Origin of the sequence: uncultured Enterovirga sp. (assembly GCF_964242715.1) — a bacterium.
In the GTDB taxonomy this organism is placed as follows: Bacteria; Pseudomonadota; Alphaproteobacteria; order Rhizobiales; family Beijerinckiaceae; genus Enterovirga.
In genome coordinates, this window is record NZ_CAXTAZ010000044.1 from 1 (window position 1) to 21,460 (window position 21,460).

General features: G+C 68.6%; 17 protein-coding genes. 13 read left to right on the forward strand and 4 right to left on the reverse strand.

Annotated elements, in window-relative coordinates; genetic code table 11:
• From ACFE87_RS18725 to ACFE87_RS18735, 3 genes are all read left to right on the forward strand, one after another.
• The coding region (locus tag ACFE87_RS18725; protein WP_375461171.1) for a P-II family nitrogen regulator at window positions 1-200 on the forward strand (200 nt) is incomplete at its 5' end.
• 66 nt (window positions 201-266) lie between these two features.
• Window positions 267-1,676 (forward strand): type I glutamate--ammonia ligase, encoded by a 1,410-nt coding sequence (gene glnA / locus ACFE87_RS18730; RefSeq protein WP_375461172.1) that lies wholly within the window; start codon window positions 267-269, stop codon window positions 1,674-1,676.
• A 167-nt stretch (window positions 1,677-1,843) separates the two neighbouring features.
• Window positions 1,844-3,145 (forward strand): hemolysin family protein, encoded by a 1,302-nt coding sequence (locus tag ACFE87_RS18735; RefSeq protein ID WP_375461173.1) that lies wholly within the window; start codon window positions 1,844-1,846, stop codon window positions 3,143-3,145.
• Between the two features lie 252 nt (window positions 3,146-3,397).
• Here ACFE87_RS18735 and ACFE87_RS18740 read toward each other — a convergent pair whose 3' ends face one another.
• Window positions 3,398-4,924, reverse strand: a complete 1,527-nt coding sequence (locus tag ACFE87_RS18740) for a Do family serine endopeptidase (RefSeq protein ID WP_375461174.1) — start codon at window positions 4,922-4,924, stop codon at window positions 3,398-3,400.
• A gap of 162 nt (window positions 4,925-5,086) precedes the next feature.
• Between ACFE87_RS18740 and ACFE87_RS18745 the strand changes: the two genes are divergently transcribed.
• The 6 genes from ACFE87_RS18745 (at window position 5,087) to ACFE87_RS18770 (ending at window position 13,131) form a co-directional block, all read left to right on the forward strand.
• Window positions 5,087-6,661, forward strand: coding sequence for a hypothetical protein (locus ACFE87_RS18745; protein WP_375461175.1), 1,575 nt, complete (start codon window positions 5,087-5,089; stop codon window positions 6,659-6,661).
• A gap of 50 nt (window positions 6,662-6,711) precedes the next feature.
• On the forward strand, window positions 6,712-7,743 hold the full coding sequence (locus ACFE87_RS18750) for a glycosyltransferase family 2 protein (protein WP_375461176.1): 1,032 nt from the start codon (window positions 6,712-6,714) through the stop codon (window positions 7,741-7,743).
• Window positions 7,740-8,423, forward strand: a complete 684-nt coding sequence (locus ACFE87_RS18755) for a class I SAM-dependent methyltransferase (RefSeq protein ID WP_375461177.1) — start codon at window positions 7,740-7,742, stop codon at window positions 8,421-8,423. Before ACFE87_RS18750 ends, ACFE87_RS18755 begins: the two co-directional genes overlap by 4 nt.
• 93 nt (window positions 8,424-8,516) lie before the next feature.
• Window positions 8,517-9,782, forward strand: coding sequence for a multidrug effflux MFS transporter (locus ACFE87_RS18760; protein ID WP_375461178.1), 1,266 nt, complete (start codon window positions 8,517-8,519; stop codon window positions 9,780-9,782).
• A 111-nt stretch (window positions 9,783-9,893) separates the two neighbouring features.
• Window positions 9,894-11,174 carry an O-acetylhomoserine aminocarboxypropyltransferase gene (locus ACFE87_RS18765; RefSeq protein ID WP_375461179.1) on the forward strand — a complete coding sequence of 427 codons (1,281 nt, stop codon included), beginning with the start codon at window positions 9,894-9,896 and terminating at the stop codon, window positions 11,172-11,174.
• A gap of 121 nt (window positions 11,175-11,295) precedes the next feature.
• Entirely contained in the window at window positions 11,296-13,131 is a 1,836-nt protein-coding gene (locus tag ACFE87_RS18770) for a glycoside hydrolase family 15 protein (protein WP_375461180.1), read from the forward strand.
• Window positions 13,132-13,149: 18 nt separating this feature from the next.
• On the opposite strand, the gene ACFE87_RS18775 is transcribed toward ACFE87_RS18770, so the two are convergent.
• A complete protein-coding gene (locus ACFE87_RS18775; RefSeq protein WP_375461181.1) occupies window positions 13,150-14,370 on the reverse strand; it encodes a COX15/CtaA family protein in 1,221 nt (406 codons plus the stop codon).
• A gap of 165 nt (window positions 14,371-14,535) precedes the next feature.
• Between ACFE87_RS18775 and ACFE87_RS18780 the strand changes: the two genes are divergently transcribed.
• Entirely contained in the window at window positions 14,536-14,745 is a 210-nt protein-coding gene (locus ACFE87_RS18780) for a DUF2842 domain-containing protein (protein WP_375461182.1), read from the forward strand.
• Here the strand turns inward: ACFE87_RS18780 and ACFE87_RS18785 are convergent.
• On the reverse strand, window positions 14,742-15,797 hold the full coding sequence (locus ACFE87_RS18785) for a polysaccharide deacetylase family protein (protein WP_375461183.1): 1,056 nt from the start codon (window positions 15,795-15,797) through the stop codon (window positions 14,742-14,744). The genes ACFE87_RS18780 and ACFE87_RS18785 overlap by 4 nt on opposite strands.
• 81 nt (window positions 15,798-15,878) lie before the next feature.
• On the opposite strand from ACFE87_RS18785, the gene ACFE87_RS18790 reads away from it, so the two are divergent.
• Entirely contained in the window at window positions 15,879-17,069 is a 1,191-nt protein-coding gene (locus ACFE87_RS18790; RefSeq protein WP_375461184.1) for a GNAT family N-acetyltransferase, read from the forward strand.
• A gap of 142 nt (window positions 17,070-17,211) precedes the next feature.
• Here ACFE87_RS18790 and ACFE87_RS18795 read toward each other — a convergent pair whose 3' ends face one another.
• Window positions 17,212-19,368: a GumC family protein gene (locus ACFE87_RS18795; protein ID WP_375461185.1), complete on the reverse strand. Its 2,157-nt coding sequence runs from the start codon at window positions 19,366-19,368 to the stop codon at window positions 17,212-17,214.
• Between the two features lie 260 nt (window positions 19,369-19,628).
• Here ACFE87_RS18795 and ACFE87_RS18800 point away from each other — a divergent pair, with 260 nt between their 5' ends.
• Entirely contained in the window at window positions 19,629-20,192 is a 564-nt protein-coding gene (locus ACFE87_RS18800; RefSeq protein ID WP_375461186.1) for a polysaccharide biosynthesis/export family protein, read from the forward strand.
• A gap of 8 nt (window positions 20,193-20,200) precedes the next feature.
• Window positions 20,201-21,379, forward strand: coding sequence for a glycosyltransferase family 4 protein (locus tag ACFE87_RS18805; protein WP_375461187.1), 1,179 nt, complete (start codon window positions 20,201-20,203; stop codon window positions 21,377-21,379).
• Window positions 21,380-21,460: the final 81 nt, after the last annotated feature.

Sequence of the window (21,460 nt, forward strand, 5' to 3'; positions counted from 1 at the left end):
GCGGCGCCGAATACGTGGTCGACTTCCTGCCCAAGGTGAAGCTCGAGATCGTGCTCGCGGACGAACTCGTCGACCAGGCCGTGGACGCGATCCGCAAGGCGGCCCAGACGGGGCGGATCGGCGATGGCAAGATTTTTGTATCGAGCGTCGAGGAAGCCATCCGCATCCGCACCGGCGAAACCGGCTCCGACGCGATCTAGCCTCCAGCGCTTTCCCGACGACCGCCGCGCCAGGCTTTCTGCCGCGACACAAAGGACCCAGCCGACATGAAGACTGCCAAAGACGTCTTGAGCGCGATCAAGGACAACGACGTCAAATACGTCGATCTGCGCTTCACCGATCCGCGCGGAAAGTGGCAGCATGTGACGTTCGACGTGTCGATGATCGACGAGGAGATCTTCGCCGAGGGCACCATGTTCGACGGCTCGTCGATCTCCGGCTGGAAGGCCATCAACGAATCCGACATGATCCTGATGCCGGATCCGGCGACGGCCCAGATGGACCCGTTCTTCTCGGCCTCCACCATGTCGATCGTCTGCGACGTGCTCGAGCCCTCGACCGGCGAGCCCTATGACCGCGATCCGCGCGGCATCGCCAAGAAGGCCGAAGCCTTCATGAAGTCGCTCGGAATCGGCGACACCACCTATTTCGGCCCCGAGGCCGAGTTCTTCATCTTCGACGACGTGAAGTTCATGGCGGAGCCGTACAACACCGGCTTCAAGCTCGACAATGTCGAGCTGCCGACGAACGGCGACACGGATTACGAGGGTGGCAATATGGGCCACCGCATCCAGACCAAGGGCGGATATTTCCCCGTCCCGCCGCTCGATTCCGCCCAGGACATGCGCGGCGAGATGCTGGCCGCCATGCAGGCGATGGGCGTCAAGGTCGAGAAGCACCATCACGAGGTCGCGTCCGCCCAGCACGAGCTCGGCATGAAGTTCGACACGCTGGTGCTGATGGCCGACCAGATGCAGATCTACAAGTACTGCATCCACAACGTCGCGCAGAGCTACGGCAAGACGGCGACCTTCATGCCGAAGCCTGTCTTCGGCGACAACGGCTCGGGCATGCATGTGCACCAGTCGATCTGGAAGAACGGCAAGCCTGTCTTCGCCGGCGACAAATATGCGGATCTCAGCCAGGAATGCCTCTGGTATATCGGCGGCATCATCAAGCATGCGAAGGCGCTGAACGCCTTCACCAATCCGTCGACCAACTCCTACAAGCGTCTCGTGCCGGGCTACGAGGCCCCGGTGCTCCTCGCCTATTCGGCCCGCAACCGCTCGGCCTCCTGCCGCATCCCGTGGACGCAGAATCCGAAGGCGAAGCGCGTCGAGGTCCGCTTCCCCGATCCGACCGCCAACCCGTATCTCGCCTTCTCGGCGATGCTGATGGCCGGTCTCGACGGCATCCAGAACAAGATCGATCCCGGCCCGGCGATGGACAAGGATCTCTACGACCTGCCGCCGCGCGAGCTGAAGGAGATCCCGACCGTGTGCGGCTCGCTCCGCGAAGCGCTGGAGAGCCTCGACGCCGACCGGAGCTTCCTCAAGGCGGGCGACGTGTTCTCGGACGACTTCATCGACTCCTTCATCGAACTGAAGATGACAGAGGTCGCCCGGTTCGAGATGACCCCGCATCCCGTCGAATACGTGATGTACTATTCCTGCTGAGCAGGTCTCCTGAGCTGACAGGGCCGTAGCCGCGAGGCTGCGGCCCTTCGTTTTCGTGGTATCAGGACCTGTTCGGGGCGGGCGGGTGCCCTGGGCGACGGCTGTACGGTCCCGCCGGACCAATGAAAGGGAGGTCGGCGCGTGTCGCGTGCGGATCTCATGCGAACGTGCTGGAACTCGTCGTCGCCGTCGTGCTGATCTGCCTGAACGGCGTTTTTGCCCTGTCGGAACTGGCCGTCGTCTCGGCCCGGAAGAGCCGCCTGAAGGCGCTCGTCAAGACCGGGCGGGTCGGCGCGAGCGCGGCGCTCGACCTCGCCGAGGACCCCGGCCGCCTCCTTTCGACGACGCAGGTCGGAATCACCCTGATCGGCATTCTGGCCGGCGCCTTTTCGGGTGCGGCGCTGGGTCAGCGACTGGCCGGATTTCTCGAATACGAGGGGATGCCGAACCGGTTTGCCGAGCCGATCGGCTATACGGTGGTGATCGGGCTGATCACCTACCTGTCCGTGGTCGTGGGCGAACTCGTGCCGAAGCACCTCGCGCTTCGGAATGCAGAGGGCGTCGCCTGCATGGTGGCGCCACCGATGCGGCTCCTGTCCCGGATCGCGGCCCCCGTCGTCTGGATCCTGGACGTCTCGACCCGCCTCGTCTTCAGGCTCTTCGGCCAGAGCACGAGCTCCGACAGCGCCGTGACGGAAGAGGAGATCCGGACCCTGGTCGCGGAGGCGGAGAGCGCCGGCGTGATCGAAAGCGACGAGCGGCTGATGATCTCGGGCGTGCTGCGCCTCGGCGACCGGACCGTCCGGGGCCTCCTGACCCCACGGACGGAGGTGGACTGGCTCGATCTCGACGACGATGCCGAGACGATCAAGACCGCGCTGCTGGCGACCCAGCATTCCCGCCTCCCAGTGATGAAGGGCGATCCGGACGACATCCGGGGCGTCGTCCATGTCCGCGATCTTCTCGCCGCCTTCGTCGCCGGAGGGCCGCTCGACGTCGCCTCGAAGATCCGGAACGCGCCGATCGTGCCGGACACGCTGGACGCGCTCGACGTCCTCAAGGTGCTGCGCGACGCCGAGGTGCCGATGGCGATCGTCCACGACGAATACGGCCATTTCGAAGGGATCGTCACGCCGGCCGACGCGCTGGATGCGATCGTCGGCGCCTTCCGGTCCCATACGGAAGAGGCCGACCCGGACAGCGTGCACCGCGACGACGGGTCCTGGCTCCTCTCGGGATCGATGCCCTTCGACGAGATGGCCGACCTCATCGGCCTCCGCGCACCCGAGAACCGGGCCTACGAGACGGTGGCGGGCTTCGTCCTCGACCTGATGCAGCATCTGCCGGCGACCGGCGAACATGTCACGACGCAGGGCTGGCGTTTCGAGGTGGTCGATCTCGACGGACGGCGGGTCGACAAGATATTGGCGAGCCGGATCGAGCCGGTCCCGAGCTACCAGGCGAGCTGACCGAGAGACGGTTCGCCCGGGAGGTGGGAAGTCCCGCTCACCCCAGCGAAAGCCGGGGCCTAGGTGGTGGGCCTGGATCCCGGCTTGCGCCGGGATGAGCGGAGGCGGAACGCCCCGCGAGCCGAATGAAAAAAGGGCGGGCATCTCTGCCCGCCCGATCTCTCTTCGTGTCACCGCCGCCGCTCACCCCGGCGAGATCCGGGGCCCAGTGCGGAGGCTGGATCCCGGCTTTCGCCGGGATGAGCGGAAGGGTCAGCCCGCCTTCGGCAGGGCGACCGCGACGAAGCGCGTGCCCTCGCGGCTCTTCACCCGCATCAACACGGCCTTGCGGCCGTCGTCGCGCGCGGCCTTGATGCCGGTCGCGACGTCGCCGGGAGTCGAGACGGGCTTGCCGCCGATCTCCAGGATGATGTCGCCTTCCCGGATGCCCTTGCCGGCGGCCGGACCCTCGGGATCGACATTGACGACCGCGACACCCTCCTCGCCCGCACCGACGCGCGCCGCCGGTGCGAGTTGTAGGCCGAGTCGGATCGAGCCGCGCTCGGTCTCGCGGTCGCTGCCGCGCTCGTCGACGCTCGCCACGTCCTGGCCTGGCAGGAGGCCGAGCTCGACGGTCGCGTTCCGCTCGCGTCCCTCGCGCAGATAGGCGATCTCGACCTTGGTGCCGGGCCGGAGCCCGGCGATGCGCCGGGTCAGGTCGCGGGCATCCGGGATCGCCTCCCCGTTCACCGACACGAGCACGTCGCCGGCCCGCAGCCCGGCCTTGGCGGCCGGCGTGTCGGGCTGGGTCGAGTTCACGAGCGCGCCCTTGTCGCGCCCGATCCCGAGGCCCTCGGCCAGATCCTTGGGCAGCGGCTGGATCTGCACGCCGAGATAGCCGCGGCTGACCGAACCCGAATCCTTCAGCTGCGCCACGACCGACTGCACCGTGGACGCCGGGATGGCGAAGGCGAGACCCACGCTGCCCCCGGACGGCGAGGCGATCGCGGTATTCACGCCGACGACCTCGCCCTTGAGGTTGAAGGTCGGGCCGCCCGAATTGCCGCGGTTGATCGGGGCGTCGATCTGCAGGAAGTCGTCGTAGGGTCCCGCGCCGATGTCGCGACCGCGGGCCGAGACGATGCCGGACGTCACGGTGCCGCCGAGCCCGAACGGGTTGCCGATCGCGACGACCCAATCGCCGACGCGCGGCGCCGTGGGTGCGAGCTTCACGAAGGGATAGGTCCCGGCCTCCTCGACCTTGAGCAGAGCGAGGTCGCTCTTCGGGTCGCTGCCGATCACCTTGGCGTCGAGGGTGCGGCCGTCGTCGGTCGTGACCTGGACGATCTTGCCGCGCTCGACGACGTGGTTGTTCGTCACGACATAGCCGTCGGCCGAGACGAAGAAGCCCGAGCCCTGGGCCTGGCCGCGCTGACGCGGGCCCTGGCGGCCACGCTCTTCGCCGCCGCGCTCATCGCGGCCGCCGCGCTCGCCGAACAGCTCGCGCAGCTGCGGCGGGAGGCGCTCGGTGCGGGACGACGTCTGGCGATCCTCGGAGGCGGCGCTCTCGACCACGACCTTCACCGACACGACGGCCGGCTTCACGGTATCGACGACATCCGCGAAGGAAGCCGGCGCCTGCGCCTGGGGCGAGACGGTGATCGGAGCCTGCGCGAAGGCGCTACGCCCATCGAGCAGGGTCCCGCCGATCGCGCCCGATGCCACGAGGGCAACGGCGGCGACGGAGGCGAGGGCCTTCCGGCGGACGGGAGATGACGCGGGCAGGTCGTGTTGGGACATGGGGCAGGCTCCTGTCTGGGAGCCCTCCGCGACGCTGATCGTGTCGCTTCGGGCCGTATGCCCAATGTGCGGAGCGCGCGTGAAGGTGTCCTGGCCCCGGGATTAATGTTTGTTCAGGTGGGCCGAAACCCGGCATTCACGCCGTCCGGGCTAGCAAGGCGCATGTCCAGCATGGCCATGGAATCCGCGCCCACGCGCAGGCCGCCTCGCCCAGGCGTTGCCACGATAGCGCTCGGCGCCCTCCTGGTGCTGTCGCTCTGCCCGATCCTCTTCGTCGACATCCCGGCGATGGTCGACTACCCGAACCACCTCGCCCGGATGTCGGTCCTGACCCGGGCGGGTTCCTCCTCGCCCCACCCGTTCTACGAGGTGAGCTGGGCGCTCTACCCGAATTTGGCCATGGACCTGCTGGTCCCGCCGCTCGCCCGCCTGATCGGCGTCGAGACCGCGACACGGCTCCTCTATCTCGCCGGGCAGATCTTGATCCTGAGCGGAGCGATGGCGCTCGCGAGGGCGGCCCGGAGCTCTGTCGTCACGGCCGGGGTCGCGGCCTCGCTCCTCCTCTACAGCATCCCCTTCGCCTGGGCCTTCGTGAATTTCGAATTCGCCCTCGGCCTGGCTCTCTGGGGCATCGCGGCCTGGATCGGGCTCGCCGGGTCGCGTCCGGCGCTGCGGCTCGGTCTCCATGGCGTCCTCGTCGTACTCCTCTATGTGAGCCACCTCTTCGCGCTCGGCCTCTACGGCATCGCGATCGGCCTGTACGAACTCTGGCGCTCCCGGCAGGAGCGCTGGTCGCTTGCTCGGACGGCCGGCAGCCTCGCCCTGATGGCGATACCCGTCGTGGTCTGGGCGGCGCTCGCCGGCGCGCTCGGCAGCTCGGTCGGCGGAGCCCGCACGGAATGGGGCTTCCAGCACAAGCTCGGCTGGCTCTTCTTCCTGAACGGCTTCAGCCGGGAGGCCTCGATGGCCCTCACCGTCGTCCTGGCGGTCACGGCCTACGCCGCCGCACGGGCCGGACATCTCAAACTCGTCGGTGCCGGACCCTGGCTCGCAGCCGGGTTCGGCCTTCTGTACCTCGCGATGCCGTTCCGGCTCCGGGACACGGCCTTCGTCGACGTCCGCGTTCTCGTCGCCGCGGCCCTGATCCTGCCGGCCTTCCTGCGGCTCGAACTACCGGCCGGCCGCTGGCGCATGACCGTCGGGATCGTTCTCGCACTCGTGGCGCTCGCGAATCTCGCCGTCGTCGCCGCCACGCAGCTCAGCTACCGGCCGGATTACCGCGCTCTCGTTGCCTCGTTCCGGTTGCTGAACCCGGGCTCTCGGGTGCTGGTCGGCCATTCCGGCGACAGCCCCGACCCGCCGCCCAACTACCTGGACTACCCGATCTATCACGCGCCGACGCTGGCCGTGCATTACGCCGACGCGCTCGTGCCGACGCTCTTCACCTATGCGGGCAAGCAGCCGATCAGCATCCGCGAGACCTACCGCCACCTCGCTCCGCAGGAGGGCGGCCCGGTCCCGCTCGACTTGCTCCTGGCGGCGGCGGACGGAAGGCTCCGGGCCGAGACACCTCCCTATTTCGCGGGGTGGACCAGGGACTTCGACTATCTCTACCTTCTCGGCCCGAAGGTGCCGAACCCGCGTTCGGCTCTCCTCGTGCCGATGTCGGAGGGCGGCCGCTTCACCCTCTACCGAATCCGTCGCGGAATGCCCGCACCCGGCGCAACGCCGCCTTAACCTCGACCGGCCAGTCTGACGGGATATTTCGAATCGCCGCGGACACCGAGATGCCGAGTTCCAAGTCCGAACGGCCGCTCTACAGTCTCGTCATCCCGATCTTCAACGAAGAGGCGGTGCTGCCGGTCCTGCTGCGGCGGCTGGACGCCTTGCTGGCGAAGCTCGACGGTCCGGCCGAGGTCATCATCGTCGACGACGGCAGCCGGGATACCGGCTCGATCGTGGCGGCGGCCCGGGCGCGCGACGATTCCCGCTACCGCTACCTCGCCCTGTCGCGCAATTTCGGCCACCAGATCGCGATCACGGCCGGCATGGACGCGGCCCGCGGTCAGGCGGTCGTGATCATGGATGCCGACCTCCAGGACCCGCCCGAGGTGGTGCTCGACCTCGTCGCCAAATGGCGCGAAGGCTACGAGATCGTCTATGCGCGCCGGCTGAGCCGCGAGGGCGAGACCTGGTTCAAGCTCTGGACCGCGCGCCTGTTCTACCGCGCGCTCCGCTTCATGACCGCGGTCGACATCCCGGAGAATGTGGGCGACTTCCGCCTCGTCGACAGGAAGGCCGTCGACGCCTTCCGGGCTATGCCCGAGCGCGACCGCTTCGTGCGCGGCATGTTCGGCTGGATGGGGTTCCGGCAGACGGCCGTCACCTTCCATCGTGCGCCGCGCTTGGCGGGCCAGACCGCCTATGGCTGGTCGAAGATGGTCCGGCTCGCCTTCGACGGGATCGTCAGCTTCTCGGACGCGCCGCTTCGCCTGGCCCTCTGGCTCGGCAGCATCGTGTCGCTGGGCGCGCTTCTGTTCGGGGCCTGGGTGGTGTGGGAATCCCTTCACCAGGGGCAATTCGTGGCGGGCTGGGCCTCGACCGTGGTCCTCCTCTCCCTCCTGTCCGGCGTGAACCTGCTCATGACCGGGATCGTCGGGCTCTATGTCGGCCGCATCCATGCCGAGGTGAAGAACCGTCCGCTCTACGTGGTCGGCCGCTCCGTCGGCTTCGACGAGGATGTCGCCGCAGCGTCGGACCATGCCGCGGCGCCGTCGGGACCGAGGCGGGCGGTCCCGGCCCTGCGCCTCGCGCCGTGACCTCATCCTTCGACGCCTACGGATCCAGCTACGGCGACGTCGTCCAGCGATCGATCGCCTTTTCTGGCCTGAAACACGACGTATTCCTTCGCGCCAAGGTCCGCGTGCTGTCGGAGCTGTTCGGCCGCCATTTCCCGGCCCGGCGCCCTGCCCTTCTCGATGTCGGATGCGGCGTCGGCGCGATGCACGACCTCATCCGGCCGATCGCGGGACCTCTGGGTGGATGCGATCCGTCGGGCGAGTCGCTGGCAGCCGCCCGGCTTCGCCACCCGGACATCGACTACCGCCAGCAGACGGACGAGACGCTGCCCTGGCCAGACGCCGCCTTCGACACGTCGCTCGCCGTCTGCGTCTTCCATCACGTGGCGCCCGAGCGGCGCGAAGCGCTCCTCGCCGAGATGAGGCGGGTCACCCGGCCGGGCGGCCTCGTCGTCCTGATGGAGCACAATCCCTGGAATCCGCTGACGCGGCTCGCGGTCGCGCGCTGTCCTTTCGACGACGACGCCGTGCTGCTCGACGCGCGCGAAGCCCGCGGCCTTCTGCGAGGCGGAGGATTGCACGGCATCCGGAGCCGCCACTTCCTGGCGCTGCCGAGCGACGAGCGCTGGGCCGGTATTCTGGAGCGTCCCCTCGGGCAGCTTCCGCTCGGCGCCCAATACGTCGCCTACGGTCGCGTCTGAGAGCACGCGCCGGCCCGGCAGACTTCGGGCCGGACAGGCCTCCCATGCGGAGGATCGGGTTGCGCGGCCCGTCTCGCCGGTCCAGACCGCCCCATGCACGCCACCATCCCGCCGGGGATCGCTGCCGCACGTTTGCGACGGCCCGAGCCCGGATTCACCGAATTCGTCATCCTGGTCGCCCTGATGATGGGCGTGACCGCCTTCGCGGTCGACGCCGTGCTGCCTGCCTTCCCGGCCATCGGGTCGAGCTTCGGGGTCGCGGATCCGAACCGGCTCCAGCTCGTCGTCTACGTCTACATGCTGGGCTTCGGCGCCGCGCAGCTCGTCTTCGGGCCGGCCTCGGACGTGGTCGGGCGGAGGCCCGCCTATCTCGCGGGCGCCGTCATCTTCCTGATCGGGTCGGCGATGGCGATCTTCGCGCACGACCTCGCCTCGCTCCTCACCGCCCGCTTCGTGCAGGGCATCGGGGCCGCCTCCGGACGGGTGCTCGCGACCGCCATCGTTCGCGACCGCTTCTCGGGCCGGGACATGGCCCGGGTCATGTCGCTCAACATGACCGTCTTCATCATGGTCCCGATCTTCGCGCCCGCGATCGGCAGCCTGCTCCTCCTTCTCGGGGATTGGCACGTCATGTTCGTCGCCATGCTGGCGACCGGCCTCGCGCTCGGGATCTGGTTCTGGCTCCGGATGCCCGAGACCCTCGCGCCCGAGAACAAGATGCCCTTCTCCGCCTCCCGCATCGCGGGCGGTTTTGGGACGACGCTCAGCAGCAGGACCGCTATGGGCTACGCGACGGCGGTCGGGCTCATGTTCGGCTGCGTGATGACCATGGTCGGATCGGCGCAGCAGATCTTCACCGAGACCTACGGGCTCGGCAGCCTCTTCCCGGTCGCTTTCGGCCTCCTGGCCCTGTCGATGGGGTTGGCAGCCCTCGTGAATTCCAAGGCGGTGCGCCGCTTCGGCATGCGGCGGATCTCGCATGCCAGCATGCTGGGTCTGGTCGTCGTGGGCGTCGTGCTGCTCGGCACGGCGCTCCTCACCTCGGGGCGCCCGCCGCTCCTCCTCTTCGGGATCCTGCTCGCCTGCGCGCAATTCCTGCTCGGCCTCTCCTTCCCGAATTTCAACGCCCTCGCGATGGAGCCGCTCGGCCATGTCGCCGGCACGGCCTCGTCGCTGATCGGCGTCTACACGACGGTGGTCGGGGCGCTCTGCGGGCTGTTCATCGGGGGGTCCTTCGACGGGACCGTGATGCCGATCGCGGCCGGCTATTGCGGTCTCGCGATCCTGGCGGCCCTCGTCGTGACCTGGACGGAACGCGGTCGGCTCTTCGTCTCGCACCATTCCGAGCAGCAGGGCTGACGCCTCGCCGTCCGCCGGATTCTGCGATACAGCCCGGCTCCGGTTGACGGCCCGCGCGGTCGTCCGTTATTCCAGACAAACGTCTGTTATTCAGAACAGCGGGGGAACGAGATGGCTGACCAGGCACCCGGCTTCAACACGCTCGCGGTCCATGCGGGAGCGGCTCCGGACGCGGCGACCGGGGCCCGCGCCACGCCCATCTACCAGACGACCGCTTTCGTCTTCGACGATGTCGACCATGCTGCGTCGCTGTTCGGGCTGCAGGCCTTCGGCAACATCTACACCCGCATCGGCAACCCGACCTGCGCGGTGCTCGAGGAGCGCGTCGCCGCGCTCGAAGGCGGCACGGCCGCGCTCGCGGTCGCCTCGGGCCACGCGGCCGAGTTCCTCTGCATGCACGCGCTCATGCAGCCCGGCGACGAGTTCATCGCCGGCAACAAGCTCTATGGCGGCTCGATCAACCAGTTCAACCACTCCTACAAGAATTTCGACTGGCGGGTGGTCTGGGCCGATTCCGACGACCCGGCCTCGTTCGAAGCCGCGATCACCCCGAAGACCAAGGCCATCTTCGTGGAATCGATCGCCAATCCGGGCGGCGTCATCGTCGACATCGCGGCGCTCGGCGTCATCGCCAAGAAGCACCGCATCCCGCTCATCGTCGACAACACGATGGCCTCGCCTTACCTGATCCGCCCGTTCGAGCACGGCGCCGACATCGTCGTCCATTCCGCCACCAAGTTCCTGGGCGGACACGGCAATTCGATCGCCGGGATCATCGTCGACGGCGGCACCTTCAACTGGACCGGCGACGACCGCTACCCGATGCTGTCGAAGCCGCGCCCGGAATATAACGGCATGGTCTTGGGCGAGACCTTCGGCAACTTCGCTTTCGCGATCGCCTGCCGGGTCCTGGGCCTTCGCGACCTCGGCCCCGCCCTCTCGCCGTTCAACGCCTTCCTGATCCTGCAGGGCATCGAGACGCTGCCGCTCCGGATGCAGCGCCAATCCGACACCTCGCTCGTCGTGGCGAAGCACCTCGCCGGCCATGAGCGGGTGTCCTGGGTCAGCTATCCGGGACTGGAGAGCGACCGCTACCATGCGCTCGCGCAGCGCTATTGCCCGCAGGGCGCGGGCGCGGTCTTCACCTTCGGCGTGAAGGGCGGCTACGAGGCGGGGGTCGCGCTCGTCTCGAAGCTCAAGTTGTTCTCGCATCTCGCGAATATCGGGGACACGCGCTCGCTCGTGATCCATCCGGCCTCGACCACCCACCGGCAACTGACGGAGGCCCAGCAGATGACGGCAGGCGCCGGACCGGACGTCGTCCGTCTCTCGATCGGGCTCGAGGATGCGCCGGACCTGATCGCCGATCTCGACGCCGCTTTGGACGTCTGAGTCCCGCGCCGTCCCGGGATCTTCACGTTCCCGAGAGACGGTCCGGGGCCGGCCGGAACGAAGCCCGGCCCATCATCTTCTCGCTGCGCTGCCCCGATCGCAGGCCAGCGTAGGAATGACGATGGCCGAGTGTCGGATCGAGGATTTCGCGCTCATCGGCGATTGCGAGACCGCGGCGTTGGTCGGGCGGGACGGCTCGATCGACTGGCTCTGCTGGCCTCGTTTCGACTCTCCCGCATGTTTTTCCGCCCTGCTCGGGACCCCCGACCACGGTCGCTGGAAAATCGCGCCCGAGGACGTGAGCGCGCGCATGTCGCGGCGCTACAGGCCCCATACCCTGATCCTGGAAACCCGGTTCGAAACGGACGCCGGAGCGGTCACGCTCGTCGATTTCATGCCGCCGCGGGGCACAAATTCCGATGTGGTCCGCCTCGTCGTCGGCGAGCGGGGCTCGGTCGCGATGCGGATGGAACTCGTCCTCCGCTTCGGCTACGGCGCCGACATTCCCTGGGTCAGCCGGGCCGAAGACGGCGCCGTGCGGGCGATCGCGGGGCCGGACATGGTCGTCCTGCGCTCGCCCGTGGAGTTGCGCGGCGAGGACATGCGCACGGTCGCGGAATTCACGGTCGAGGCGGGCCAGACGATCCCCTTCGTTCTCACCCACGGGCTCTCGCATCTGCCGATCCCGACCGCGATCGACTTCGAGGTCGCGCTCACCGAGACCGAGTCCTTCTGGACGGAATGGGCCGGCCGCTACCGCCCCGCCGCCCTCGACGGCGACGTGCGCATGCCGAAGCCCTGGGCGGAGGCCGTCGAGCGCTCCCTCATCACGCTGAAGGCGCTGACCTATGCGCCGACGGGCGGGATCGTGGCCGCCGCGACCACCTCGCTTCCCGAATGGATCGGCGGGGGCCGCAACTGGGACTACCGCTATTGCTGGCTGCGCGACAGCGCGATGACGCTCTTCGCCCTGATGAATGCCGGCTACATGGACGAGGCCGAGGCCTGGCGCGACTGGCTCGTGCGCGCCGTCGCAGGCGGCTCGGACCGCATGCAGATCATGTATGGGCTCGCCGGCGAGCGGAGGCTCGAGGAATGGGAGATCGACTGGCTACCCGGATTCGCCGGCTCGAAGCCCGTCCGGATCGGCAACGGCGCGCATGGGCAGTTGCAGCTCGACGTCTATGGCGAGGTGATGAGCCTCCTCCACGAAGCACGCGTCGGCGGGCTGCCGGAAAGCTCGCAGGCCTGGTCGATGCAGAAGGGGATGCTGAAAGCGCTCGAGACCCTGTGGCGCGAGCCCGACGAAGGCATCTGGGAGGTGCGGGGCGCGTCGCGCCATTTCACCTTCTCCAAGATCATGGCCTGGACGGCGTTCGACCGTTGCATCCGGAGCGCGGAGGAGTTCGGTCTCGACGAATGCCCGATCGAGCATTGGAAAAGCATCCGCGACGAGATTCACCGCGATGTCTGCGCGCGCGGCTTCGACCTCGAGGTCGGGGCCTATGTGCAGGCCTATGGCGAGACGGCGCTCGATGCGAGCCTGCTTCTGCTGCCGAGAGTCGGCTTCCTGCCGCCGGACGACCCCCGGATCCGCAGCACCATCGAGGCGATCGAGCGCGACCTCGTCGTCGACGGCCTCGTGCGCCGGTATCACACGAGCGAAGGTGCGGACGGACTGCATGGCCCGGAGGGAGCGTTCCTGGCCTGCAGCTTCTGGCTCGCCGACGCGCTGATCAGCATCGGCCGCGTGTCCGACGCAGAGGCTCTGTTCGAGCGGCTGCTCGCGCTCCGCAGCGATGTCGGCCTCTTGGCTGAGGAGTATGACCCGAAGGCCGGTCGCCAGCTCGGCAACACGCCCCAGGCCTTCTCCCATGTTGCGCTCGTGAACACGGCCCACCGCTTGGCCGAGGCGAAAGCCGGCGCGGGCGTGGCCGCAATCCGACCTCTGCGCTGAAGCGCGACGAAGCCGCGTCTACGCGGCGGCGGTCCGGCTTCGCCGCAGATGGACCGTCGCCGCGACGAGGAGCGCCATGGCCAACAGCTGATGGGCGAGGCCGGCCCAGAGCGGCACGACGAGGACGAGGGTCGCGATCCCGAGCGCCATCTGGGCGAGCGTGAGGCCGGCCAATCCGGCCGCGCGGTGCGAAGCCGGCGACCCGGGCAGCCTCCGCCGCAGCGACCATGCCTGCCACAGGGCGAAGGCGACGAGGAGATAGGCCGTCAGTCGATGATTCAACTGCACCAGGGCCGGGTTGTCGACGAAGTTCTCGAACCAGGGCGTGACGCTCGTCAGAGCCTCCACCGGCGGGACGAGACGGCCGTCCATCAGCGGCCAAGTGTTGTAGGTCCAGCCCGCCCGCGACCCTGCGACGAGCCCGCCGAGCGCGATCTGGAGCAGGACGAGGCCGAGGAAGATGGCCGCGGCGAGATGCGTGCTTCGAGGCTCGCCTGCGGCTCGAAGAGCATCCACCCTGTCATTCCGGGGCTCGCGGAGCGAGAACCCGGGACCCACGGCTTGCACTGTTCGTGGAGCGCTCTCCTTCCGTGGCCCTTCCATGGGTTCCGGGTTCCGCTCCGCGGCCCCGGGATGACGGGGTGGCTTCGGCCCCGTTGCGACCCACACCAGCAGCGCCAGGATCGCGCTCGCCAGCACGAGATGCAGCATCAGCTTGAGCGGCGCGACCGCGATCATGCCGGGCTCGAGGCCCGAGGCGACCATGATCCAGCCGACCGTTGCCTGCAGCCCGCCCAGGGCGCCGATCCCGAGGAGCGCGAAGGCGAGCCGCGTCCGGATCGCGCCCGTCGCCCAGAATCCGATGAGCGGCACCGCGAAGACGAGTCCCAAAAGCCGGCCGAGCTGCCGATGGCTCCACTCCCACCAGTAGATCGTCTTGAACTCGGGCAGGTCCATGCCACGGTTCAGGTTCCGGTATTGCGAAGAGGCGCGGTATTTCTCGAATTCCGCGGTCCAGGCCCCGTCCGAAAGCGGCGGCACGGCGCCGGTCACCGGCTTCCATTCCGTGATGGAGAGACCGGATCCCGTAAGCCGCGTCGCGCCGCCGATCCCAACCATCACGACAACGAGGACGACGAGGCTCCAGAGCCAGACGGAGACGAGGCGCGACCGGGGCCGGACCCGGGCGGGGTCGCCGGTCACGTCATGCGGTTCGGCGGTGGCGGCGGAGACGGCCATGACGCTCTCGGAACTCGATGCACCCGGACGGGCGCGCGCCGCGGCCGGACGAAGCGCCGCGCTTGTCGGCCGGGTTCCGCCGACACATAAAACCCAGGACCCCCACCGGCAACGACCGCCGAAGCCGCACCCCGGGCGCGACCCGCGCTTCCCATGGACCTCGTCATGAACCGCCGGATCCGCACCCTCCTCGGCACCGTCGCGATCTTCGTCTTCGTCTGCTTCTACGCGCTGATGGCGATGGCGCTCGCGGAGAGCCGGATCGTCGACGCCCCGAAACTCGTCCAGACGGTCGTCTATGTCGTCCTCGGCATCGCCTGGGTCTTTCCCCTGATGCCGCTGATCAAGTGGATGGACGGGCCCGAGACCCGCTAGCCGACATCGAGGCGCCGGCCGCGGTTCCAGAGCAGGAACGGCACGCCCGACATCAGCGCCCGCACGGCCGCCTCGCTCTGGTAGAGGCCGTTCACGGACACGCGCGGCAGGGCGGCCAGGTGGTCGGCATGCGCGGGAAAGAGGTGGCCAGGTCGGGTCGTCACGGCAGTGCCGTAGCCGGCCTCCCGCGCGAGGCGGAATTCGCGGGGGCCGGCGGAACCCGGATTGCCGACCGGATAGGCGAGATGCCGGATCTCGCGGCCGAGCCGCTCGGCAATGATCCCCCGGCTCTCGACGATCTCGCGCCGCGCCGTGGCCTCGTCGTGCTTCGCCAGCATGGGATGCGTGAGCGTGTGGGCTCCGATCGTGAGCCCAGTCTCCTGGGATAGTGCCGCGATCTCGTCCCAGCCGAGGCAGAGCGAGCGGACGAGCGCGCGGCGGTCGATGCCGGCCTCGTCGCACCAGGCGCCGATGATCTCGCGGAGGCGCGGCTCGGGGCCGGCCCGGAGGTCGGCATAGGCGGCGGCGAAGGCCGCGTTCTTCTCGTCGAAGGTGCGGGAGGGAAGCGTGCGGCCGTCGAGGCCGATCTCGTCCGAGCGGCGGATCACCTCCTCGAGTTCGAGCCACCAGAGGCGGCCCTCGCCCGAGGCGTAGTCGGTGGTGACGAACATCGTCCAGGGCGCGTCGTGGCTTGTCAGGATCGGGAGCGCGTGGTCACGGTTGTCGCGGTAGCCGTCGTCGAAGGTGAGCGCGACGAAGCGCCCTCCCCCTCGCCTCAGCCGGTCCGGCACCTCGTCGAGGGGCACGATGGCGTAGCCGAGCCGGCGCACGAGCGTGAGCGTGCGATCGAGATGTTCGGGCGTGATCTCGAGGAGGCGGTTCGGCTGGAACGGATCGGGCCGGGCGGGCCGGACGTGGTGGAACATGAGGATGGCGCCCTCGCCTCTCGCGAGCGGCGCAAGCCAGCGATCCGCGCCCGTCGCGGCCACGGCCCGGAAACCGGCGCCGATCACCCGGTGCTTGAAGCTGGAAGACAGGAAGCGCGAAGACATGGAACCGGCTTAGCGCCGGTTTAACAAAGCTCCGTTACCGCTCGACGCTCCCGGCCTGCGCGCCGAGGCATCGGAGCCAGGATGACGACGATCGCGGCCGCGGCCTACTTCCCCGATCGGCTTTCGGTCCAGAGCGGAACCGGTGCCTTCACAATCGAGATCGCTGACGGACTGGCTGCAGCCGAATCCGCTTGGCGCGAACTCGAGCGGAATGCGGTCATGTCGCCCTACGGGCGATACGACTGGATCGCGCATCTCGCGCGGAATGTCCCGCCCTCGGGCGAGATCCGCGTTGCGGTGCTGCGCGATGCGGCCGGCCGCCTGGCGGTGACGATGCCGCTCCAGGTCGAGCGGGCTTTCGGGGCCCGTGTCGCGGCCGCGATCGGCGGCAAGCACGTCAATTACAATCTGCCGCTGATCCGGTCCGATCTCTTCCCCGCGCTCACGCCCGAGCGGACGCGCGCCCTCCTCCGTCAGATCGGGCAGGCCCTCGGCGTAGACGCCTTCGCCTGGCCGAACATGCCCACGATCTGGCACGGCCAGCCGAACCCCTTCGCCTCGGGCGGACGCCCGAGCCCGAGCGACGCCTGGTCGCTTCCGCTCGAAGCCGACGGCGACGCGACCCTCGCCCGCAGCATGAGCCCCGAGGCCCGCAAGAAGCTCCGCAACAAGGTGCGCGGGCTCGCGAAGCTCGGGCCCGTCTCCATCCTGGAGGGCCGCGACCCCGCGAGCGTGGACCGCATCCTCGACGCCTTCTTCCAGCAGAAGGAGACCCGCTTCGGCGAACTCGGCATCGCCGATCCCTTCGCCGAGCCCGGGATGCGGGCATTCATCCGGGCCGCCGCGATCCCGGAAGGCATCGAGGCCCCGGCGATCGAACTCTACGGTCTCGTCTGCGGGGAGCGGATCGTGGCGGTCCTCGGCGGCGCGGCCGACCCGCACCGGCTCAGCGGCATGTTCGTCTCCTTCGAACAGGGGGACGCCGCCAAATTCAGCCCGGGCGAGATCCTGGTGACGGACGTCATCCGCCTGCAATGCGCCCGCGGCCGGAGCGTCTTCGACCTCGGCGTCGGCGATGCGCGCTACAAGCGCAGCATCTGCGATACCGTCGAGGCGCTGGTCGACGTCGTCGTCCCGGTGACGGGCCGGGGCCGGATCTACGCGACGCTCCACGGCACAGCTGTCGACCTGAAGCGACGGGTCAAGGCGAGCCCTCGGGCCATGACGATGGTCGGCCGGGCGCGGCGGATCAAGGCGACGCTGCGGGGCTGACTCACCGTCATTCCGGGGCGGCGCGAAGCGCTGAACCCGGAACCCACGGCTCGCACGAGGTTGGATCGCGTTCCGCTACGACGCGCTTCCGCCGGTTCCGGGTTCGCCCGCGCCGAGCCCCGGAAGGACGGGGGGTGGACCCTCAGGCCGCCTCGTCGAGGACGGTCGCGTGTTCCCGGGCGACGATGACCTGGGCGGCCCCGGCCGCCTTCGCCGTCTCGTAGCTATGAACGAGATCCGGGTTGGCCGGCTCGAGATTGGACGCGAGCACCACCGTGTCGGCCCGGCTGGCGAAGAGGCGGAGCAGAGCTTCGTCGCTGTTGCCCAGCACCGCGCAGATCACCCAGTCATAGGTGCTCTCGAAAGCCTGCAAAGCCACGTCCAGACCCTCGGGCGAGGATGTCAGGGCCTCGTTCAGCAGGGTTCCGGTCGCGACCCGGTGGAGAGACGAGCCGGAATCGCGCTGGATGACCTCCGAGAACGAGGCCTCGCCCGCGACGAGGTCCGTGAGCCCGGGAACGGCGTCGACGGGCGTTTCCTCGTCGGTATCAATGTCGAGGAGAATGACCCGCTGGCCGCGCGAGAGCGTGATCGCCAGGCCGCGCGAGACGAGGAGTGCGTCCTCGCGGCCGCTGAGGCCGGCGACCAGCAGGCGGCGGCCACGCCCCTCGGGATCATGCCGCGACACCCGCTCGACCAGCTGGCCGAAATCGTAGCGCGGATCGGGCTCGGTCGGCTCGGCATGGGCGGCCCGGGCGCGCCCGTCGAGGATCGGTCCACGGCCGAGATGGCCGAGGTCGAAGTCGAACTCGCGCGAGCCTCTCGCCGGGAAGGGATAGACCGTCTGGGCCGGCTCGGATTCGTAGGGCAGGAGCGAGACGGCGCCGGCCGGTCGGGTCGCCAAAAGTTCGCGGGCCATGATCGAGCCGACCGTGAGCATCAGCATCGCGAAGGTGGCGAGGCCGACGATGGGCAGCTTCTTCGGGAAGGACGGGATTTGCGGGGTGACCGCGCGCGAGACGACGCGGGCATCCGGCGGCGCGCCGTAATCGGTGTCGCGGGCGGAGGCCTCTCGAAAGCGCCCGAGATAGCTTTCGAGCTGCTCGCGCTGGGCGCGGGCCTCGCGTTCGAGGGCCCGGAGCTTGACCTCGTTCTCGTTCGCCTCGGACACGATCTTCTTCTGCTGCTCGATCGCGGTCTCGATCGACTCGACCCGTGTCCCGGCGATGCGGGCATCGTTCTCGAGCGTGCGGACGGTCCGTTCCGCCGCGAGCCGGATCTGGGATTCGAGATCCTGCACCTGGGCGTTCAGCTCCTTGATCCTCGGATGCTGCGGCAGGAGCGTGCGCTGCTCGAGGGCAAGCTGGGTCCGCAGGTTGATGCGCTGTTCGAGCAGCCGCCTGATCAGCTCGTTATTGGCGACGTCCGGGATCTCGAAGGCGCGTCCCTCCCGGATCGCCTCGCGGATCAGCTTCGCCTTTGCCTGAGAATCGCTCCTCTGCGAACGCGCCTGGGCGAGCTGCGTCGAGAGTTCCGAGAGCTGCTGGGCCGAGATCGTGGTGGTGCCGGCGCCAACGAGGAGGCCGGTGTTCGACCGGAAGGCCTCGACCTTGGCCTCCGCCTCGGCCACGCGAGACCTCAAGGCGTCGACATTCGATCCGAGCCAGGTCGAGGCGGAGCGGGCCTGGTCCTTCTTGGCGTCGTCCTGACGGCCGAGATAGAGGTCGGCGATGGTGTTGGCGCCTCTCGCGGCAAGATCCGCGTCCTTGGACCGGAACTCGATCGCCACGATGCGCGATTTTCCGACGGGGTAGACGAGCAGGTTGTCGTAGAACTTGTCGAGCACCCGTTCCTCGGGCGCATGGGCGAGCGGGTCCTTGGCGACGCCGAGCATCACGGCGAGCCGCTGGAAGAGGTTCAGGCCGCTGACCTCGGGATCGAATTCGGCGTTGCCGACGAGGCCGAGCTGCCGAATCGCCTCCCGGGCGAGGTCGCGGGACATCACGACCTGAACCTGGCTCGCGACCGCCTGCTCGTCGATCAGCGGCTGCTGTTCCACGCGCTCGCTCCCGGCCGGCCGGGTAAAGTAGGTGTCGCTTGCCTGAAGAAGCAGCTTCGACTCGCCCGTGTAACGCGGGCTGACCAGCGTCACGAAGAGCAGCGCCAGCACGAAGGCCGCGAGGGTCGGGATCACGACCCAGCGCCAGTGGCGCAGAACGGCCCGGCCGACATCGGCCACGCTCGCCTCGGAAGGCTGCGCCTGATAGCTCGGGATGGTGGACGCGAAAGCTTGCGGCATGAGCGTGATCCGATAACGCGATACGGTGAATCAACGCTTGCAGAAGACCCGGTTAAGGTTGAAGGCACGTTAAGGGCCGCCATTCTCACGTTCCGCCTGGCGCGGACAAGCGTTTCTACTCGTCTGTCCTGGCTCGCCGAAAATCGAGCGTGCCGCACGACTTGTCTCTGCTCTCATCCGGCTATCGACGGTCCGGCACACCCTTCGTTAACCATGCTCCGGGTAGTCAGAGGTGTCTTTCGTCCTCCGGATTGCATGGTATGAACAGGCGACACGCCCTCGGCCTCCTCGCCGCCGCCGCCCTTCCGTTGGGCGGCTGCTTCCGCCAGCGTCCGGTCGTGATCGCGGCCGACTTGCGCGGCCAGGAGGCCTACAGTCTCGCGACGGGCGACAAGCTCCGCATCATCGTTTTCGGGCAGGATTCCCTCTCGAACATCTACCAGATCGACGCCTCCGGCCGGATCGCGATGCCCCTGATCGGACCCGTCCAGGTCGGCGGGCTCGGCACCGCCGGAGCCGCGGCCGCGATCGAGGCCAAGCTGAAGGGCGGCTTCATCCGGGAGCCGAAGGTGACCGTCGAGGTCGATGCCTACCGGCCCTTCTTCATCCTGGGAGAGGTCACGACCTCCGGCCAGTTCCCCTACGTGAACGGCATGACGGTCCAGACGGCGGTCGCGATTGCCGGCGGGTTCACGCCGCGGGCGGATCGGGATATCGCCGAACTCACCCGCCGGACGGTCCGGGGCGTCGTCATCGGCGAGGTGCCGATCACCTACCCGGTTCGTCCCGGCGACACGATCGTGATCAAGGAACGATGGTTCTGAGCGGGCCGATGAATGCAGACGAGGCCAAGGCCTCACCGGGCCGGGCCTTGCGGATCCTGCACGTCTTCCGGGCGCCGCTCGGAGGCCTGTTCCGCCACGTTCTCGACGTCGCGCGCGGCCAGGTCGCGCGCGGGCACGCCGTCGGCATCTTCTGCGATTCGAGCACCGGCGGCAGCCGGGCCGACGACGTGCTCGCCGCGATACGGCCGACGCTCGAACTCGGCATCCACCGGATCCCGATGCGGCGCCTGCCGCATCCCCGCGACCTCCTCGCCGTCACGTCGCTCGCCGGGCTATGCCGTCGCGTGAAGCCGGACGTGCTCCACGGCCACGGATCGAAGGGCGGAGCCTATGCGCGCCTCGTCGCGGTGCCGAGCCTCGATCGCCGGGTGATCCGCGCCTACACACCCCATGGCGGCAGCTTCAACTACAATCCGGGATCGCTGTCGCACCTCACCTACATGCGCGCGGAATCGATCTTCGGACGGAGGACGGACGTCTTCCTGTTCGAGAGCGAATACGTGAAGAAGCGCTTCGAATCCTTCGTCGGCACGACGACGAAGCTCGTTCGCGTCGTCCATAACGGCATTGCGGAGGCGGAATTCGAGCCGCTCGACCGCGTGCCCGACCCCTTTGACCTCCTCTATATCGGCGAACTCAGGGCCGCCAAAGGCGTCGAGACCCTGATCGATGCGGTCGCCCTGATCCGGCGTGAGCACCAGGTCCGGATGACCCTTCTCGTCGTCGGATCGGGCCCGAGCGAGGCGGAACTCCATCTTCGGGCGAAACACGCCGGGATCTGGGACTCGACGGCCTTCGTGCCGCCGCAGCCGATCCGGGCCGCGCTCTCCCGGGGCCGCATCATGGTCATTCCGTCAAAGGCGGAATCCCTGCCCTATGTCATCCTCGAGGCGGCGGCGGCCGCGCAGCCCCTCGTGTCCACCAATGTCGGCGGCATCGGCGAGATCTTCGGGCCGCATGCGGAGGAACTGATCCCGCCCGACGATCCGGTCGTTCTCGCCAGGGCGATCCTTGCGAAATATGTCGAGCCGGAAGCGGCGCGGCGCGCCAAGGCCGAAACCCTTTCGGGCTACGTCCATGCCGGCTTCTGCATCGACCGGATGGTGGAAGGCGGCCTCGATGGCTACCGGGACGCCCGCGCCGCGCGTGGGATCGTGCCCGCCTAGCCCCGACTTTCTCCGGTCCCGTTGAGCCTTCCGTAAGCCTCCCGGCCTAAGACTCGGGGTGGAGCCGGGCCTCGGCACGAT

Excerpts from the sequence above, each read along its gene's own strand:
- glnA (WP_375461172.1), top strand. The coding sequence starts at position 267 with ATGAAGACTGCCAAAGACGTCTTGAGCGCGATCAAGGACAACGACGTC.
- ACFE87_RS18740 (WP_375461174.1), bottom strand. The coding sequence starts at position 4,924 with ATGTCCCAACACGACCTGCCCGCGTCATCTCCCGTCCGCCGGAAGGCC.
- ACFE87_RS18745 (WP_375461175.1), top strand. The coding sequence starts at position 5,087 with ATGTCCAGCATGGCCATGGAATCCGCGCCCACGCGCAGGCCGCCTCGC.
- ACFE87_RS18750 (WP_375461176.1), top strand. The coding sequence starts at position 6,712 with ATGCCGAGTTCCAAGTCCGAACGGCCGCTCTACAGTCTCGTCATCCCG.
- ACFE87_RS18760 (WP_375461178.1), top strand. The coding sequence starts at position 8,517 with ATGCACGCCACCATCCCGCCGGGGATCGCTGCCGCACGTTTGCGACGG.
- ACFE87_RS18765 (WP_375461179.1), top strand. The coding sequence starts at position 9,894 with ATGGCTGACCAGGCACCCGGCTTCAACACGCTCGCGGTCCATGCGGGA.
- ACFE87_RS18770 (WP_375461180.1), top strand. The coding sequence starts at position 11,296 with ATGGCCGAGTGTCGGATCGAGGATTTCGCGCTCATCGGCGATTGCGAG.
- ACFE87_RS18775 (WP_375461181.1), bottom strand. The coding sequence starts at position 14,370 with ATGGCCGTCTCCGCCGCCACCGCCGAACCGCATGACGTGACCGGCGAC.
- ACFE87_RS18780 (WP_375461182.1), top strand. The coding sequence starts at position 14,536 with ATGAACCGCCGGATCCGCACCCTCCTCGGCACCGTCGCGATCTTCGTC.
- ACFE87_RS18785 (WP_375461183.1), bottom strand. The coding sequence starts at position 15,797 with ATGTCTTCGCGCTTCCTGTCTTCCAGCTTCAAGCACCGGGTGATCGGC.
- ACFE87_RS18790 (WP_375461184.1), top strand. The coding sequence starts at position 15,879 with ATGACGACGATCGCGGCCGCGGCCTACTTCCCCGATCGGCTTTCGGTC.
- ACFE87_RS18795 (WP_375461185.1), bottom strand. The coding sequence starts at position 19,368 with ATGCCGCAAGCTTTCGCGTCCACCATCCCGAGCTATCAGGCGCAGCCT.
- ACFE87_RS18800 (WP_375461186.1), top strand. The coding sequence starts at position 19,629 with ATGAACAGGCGACACGCCCTCGGCCTCCTCGCCGCCGCCGCCCTTCCG.
- ACFE87_RS18805 (WP_375461187.1), top strand. The coding sequence starts at position 20,201 with ATGAATGCAGACGAGGCCAAGGCCTCACCGGGCCGGGCCTTGCGGATC.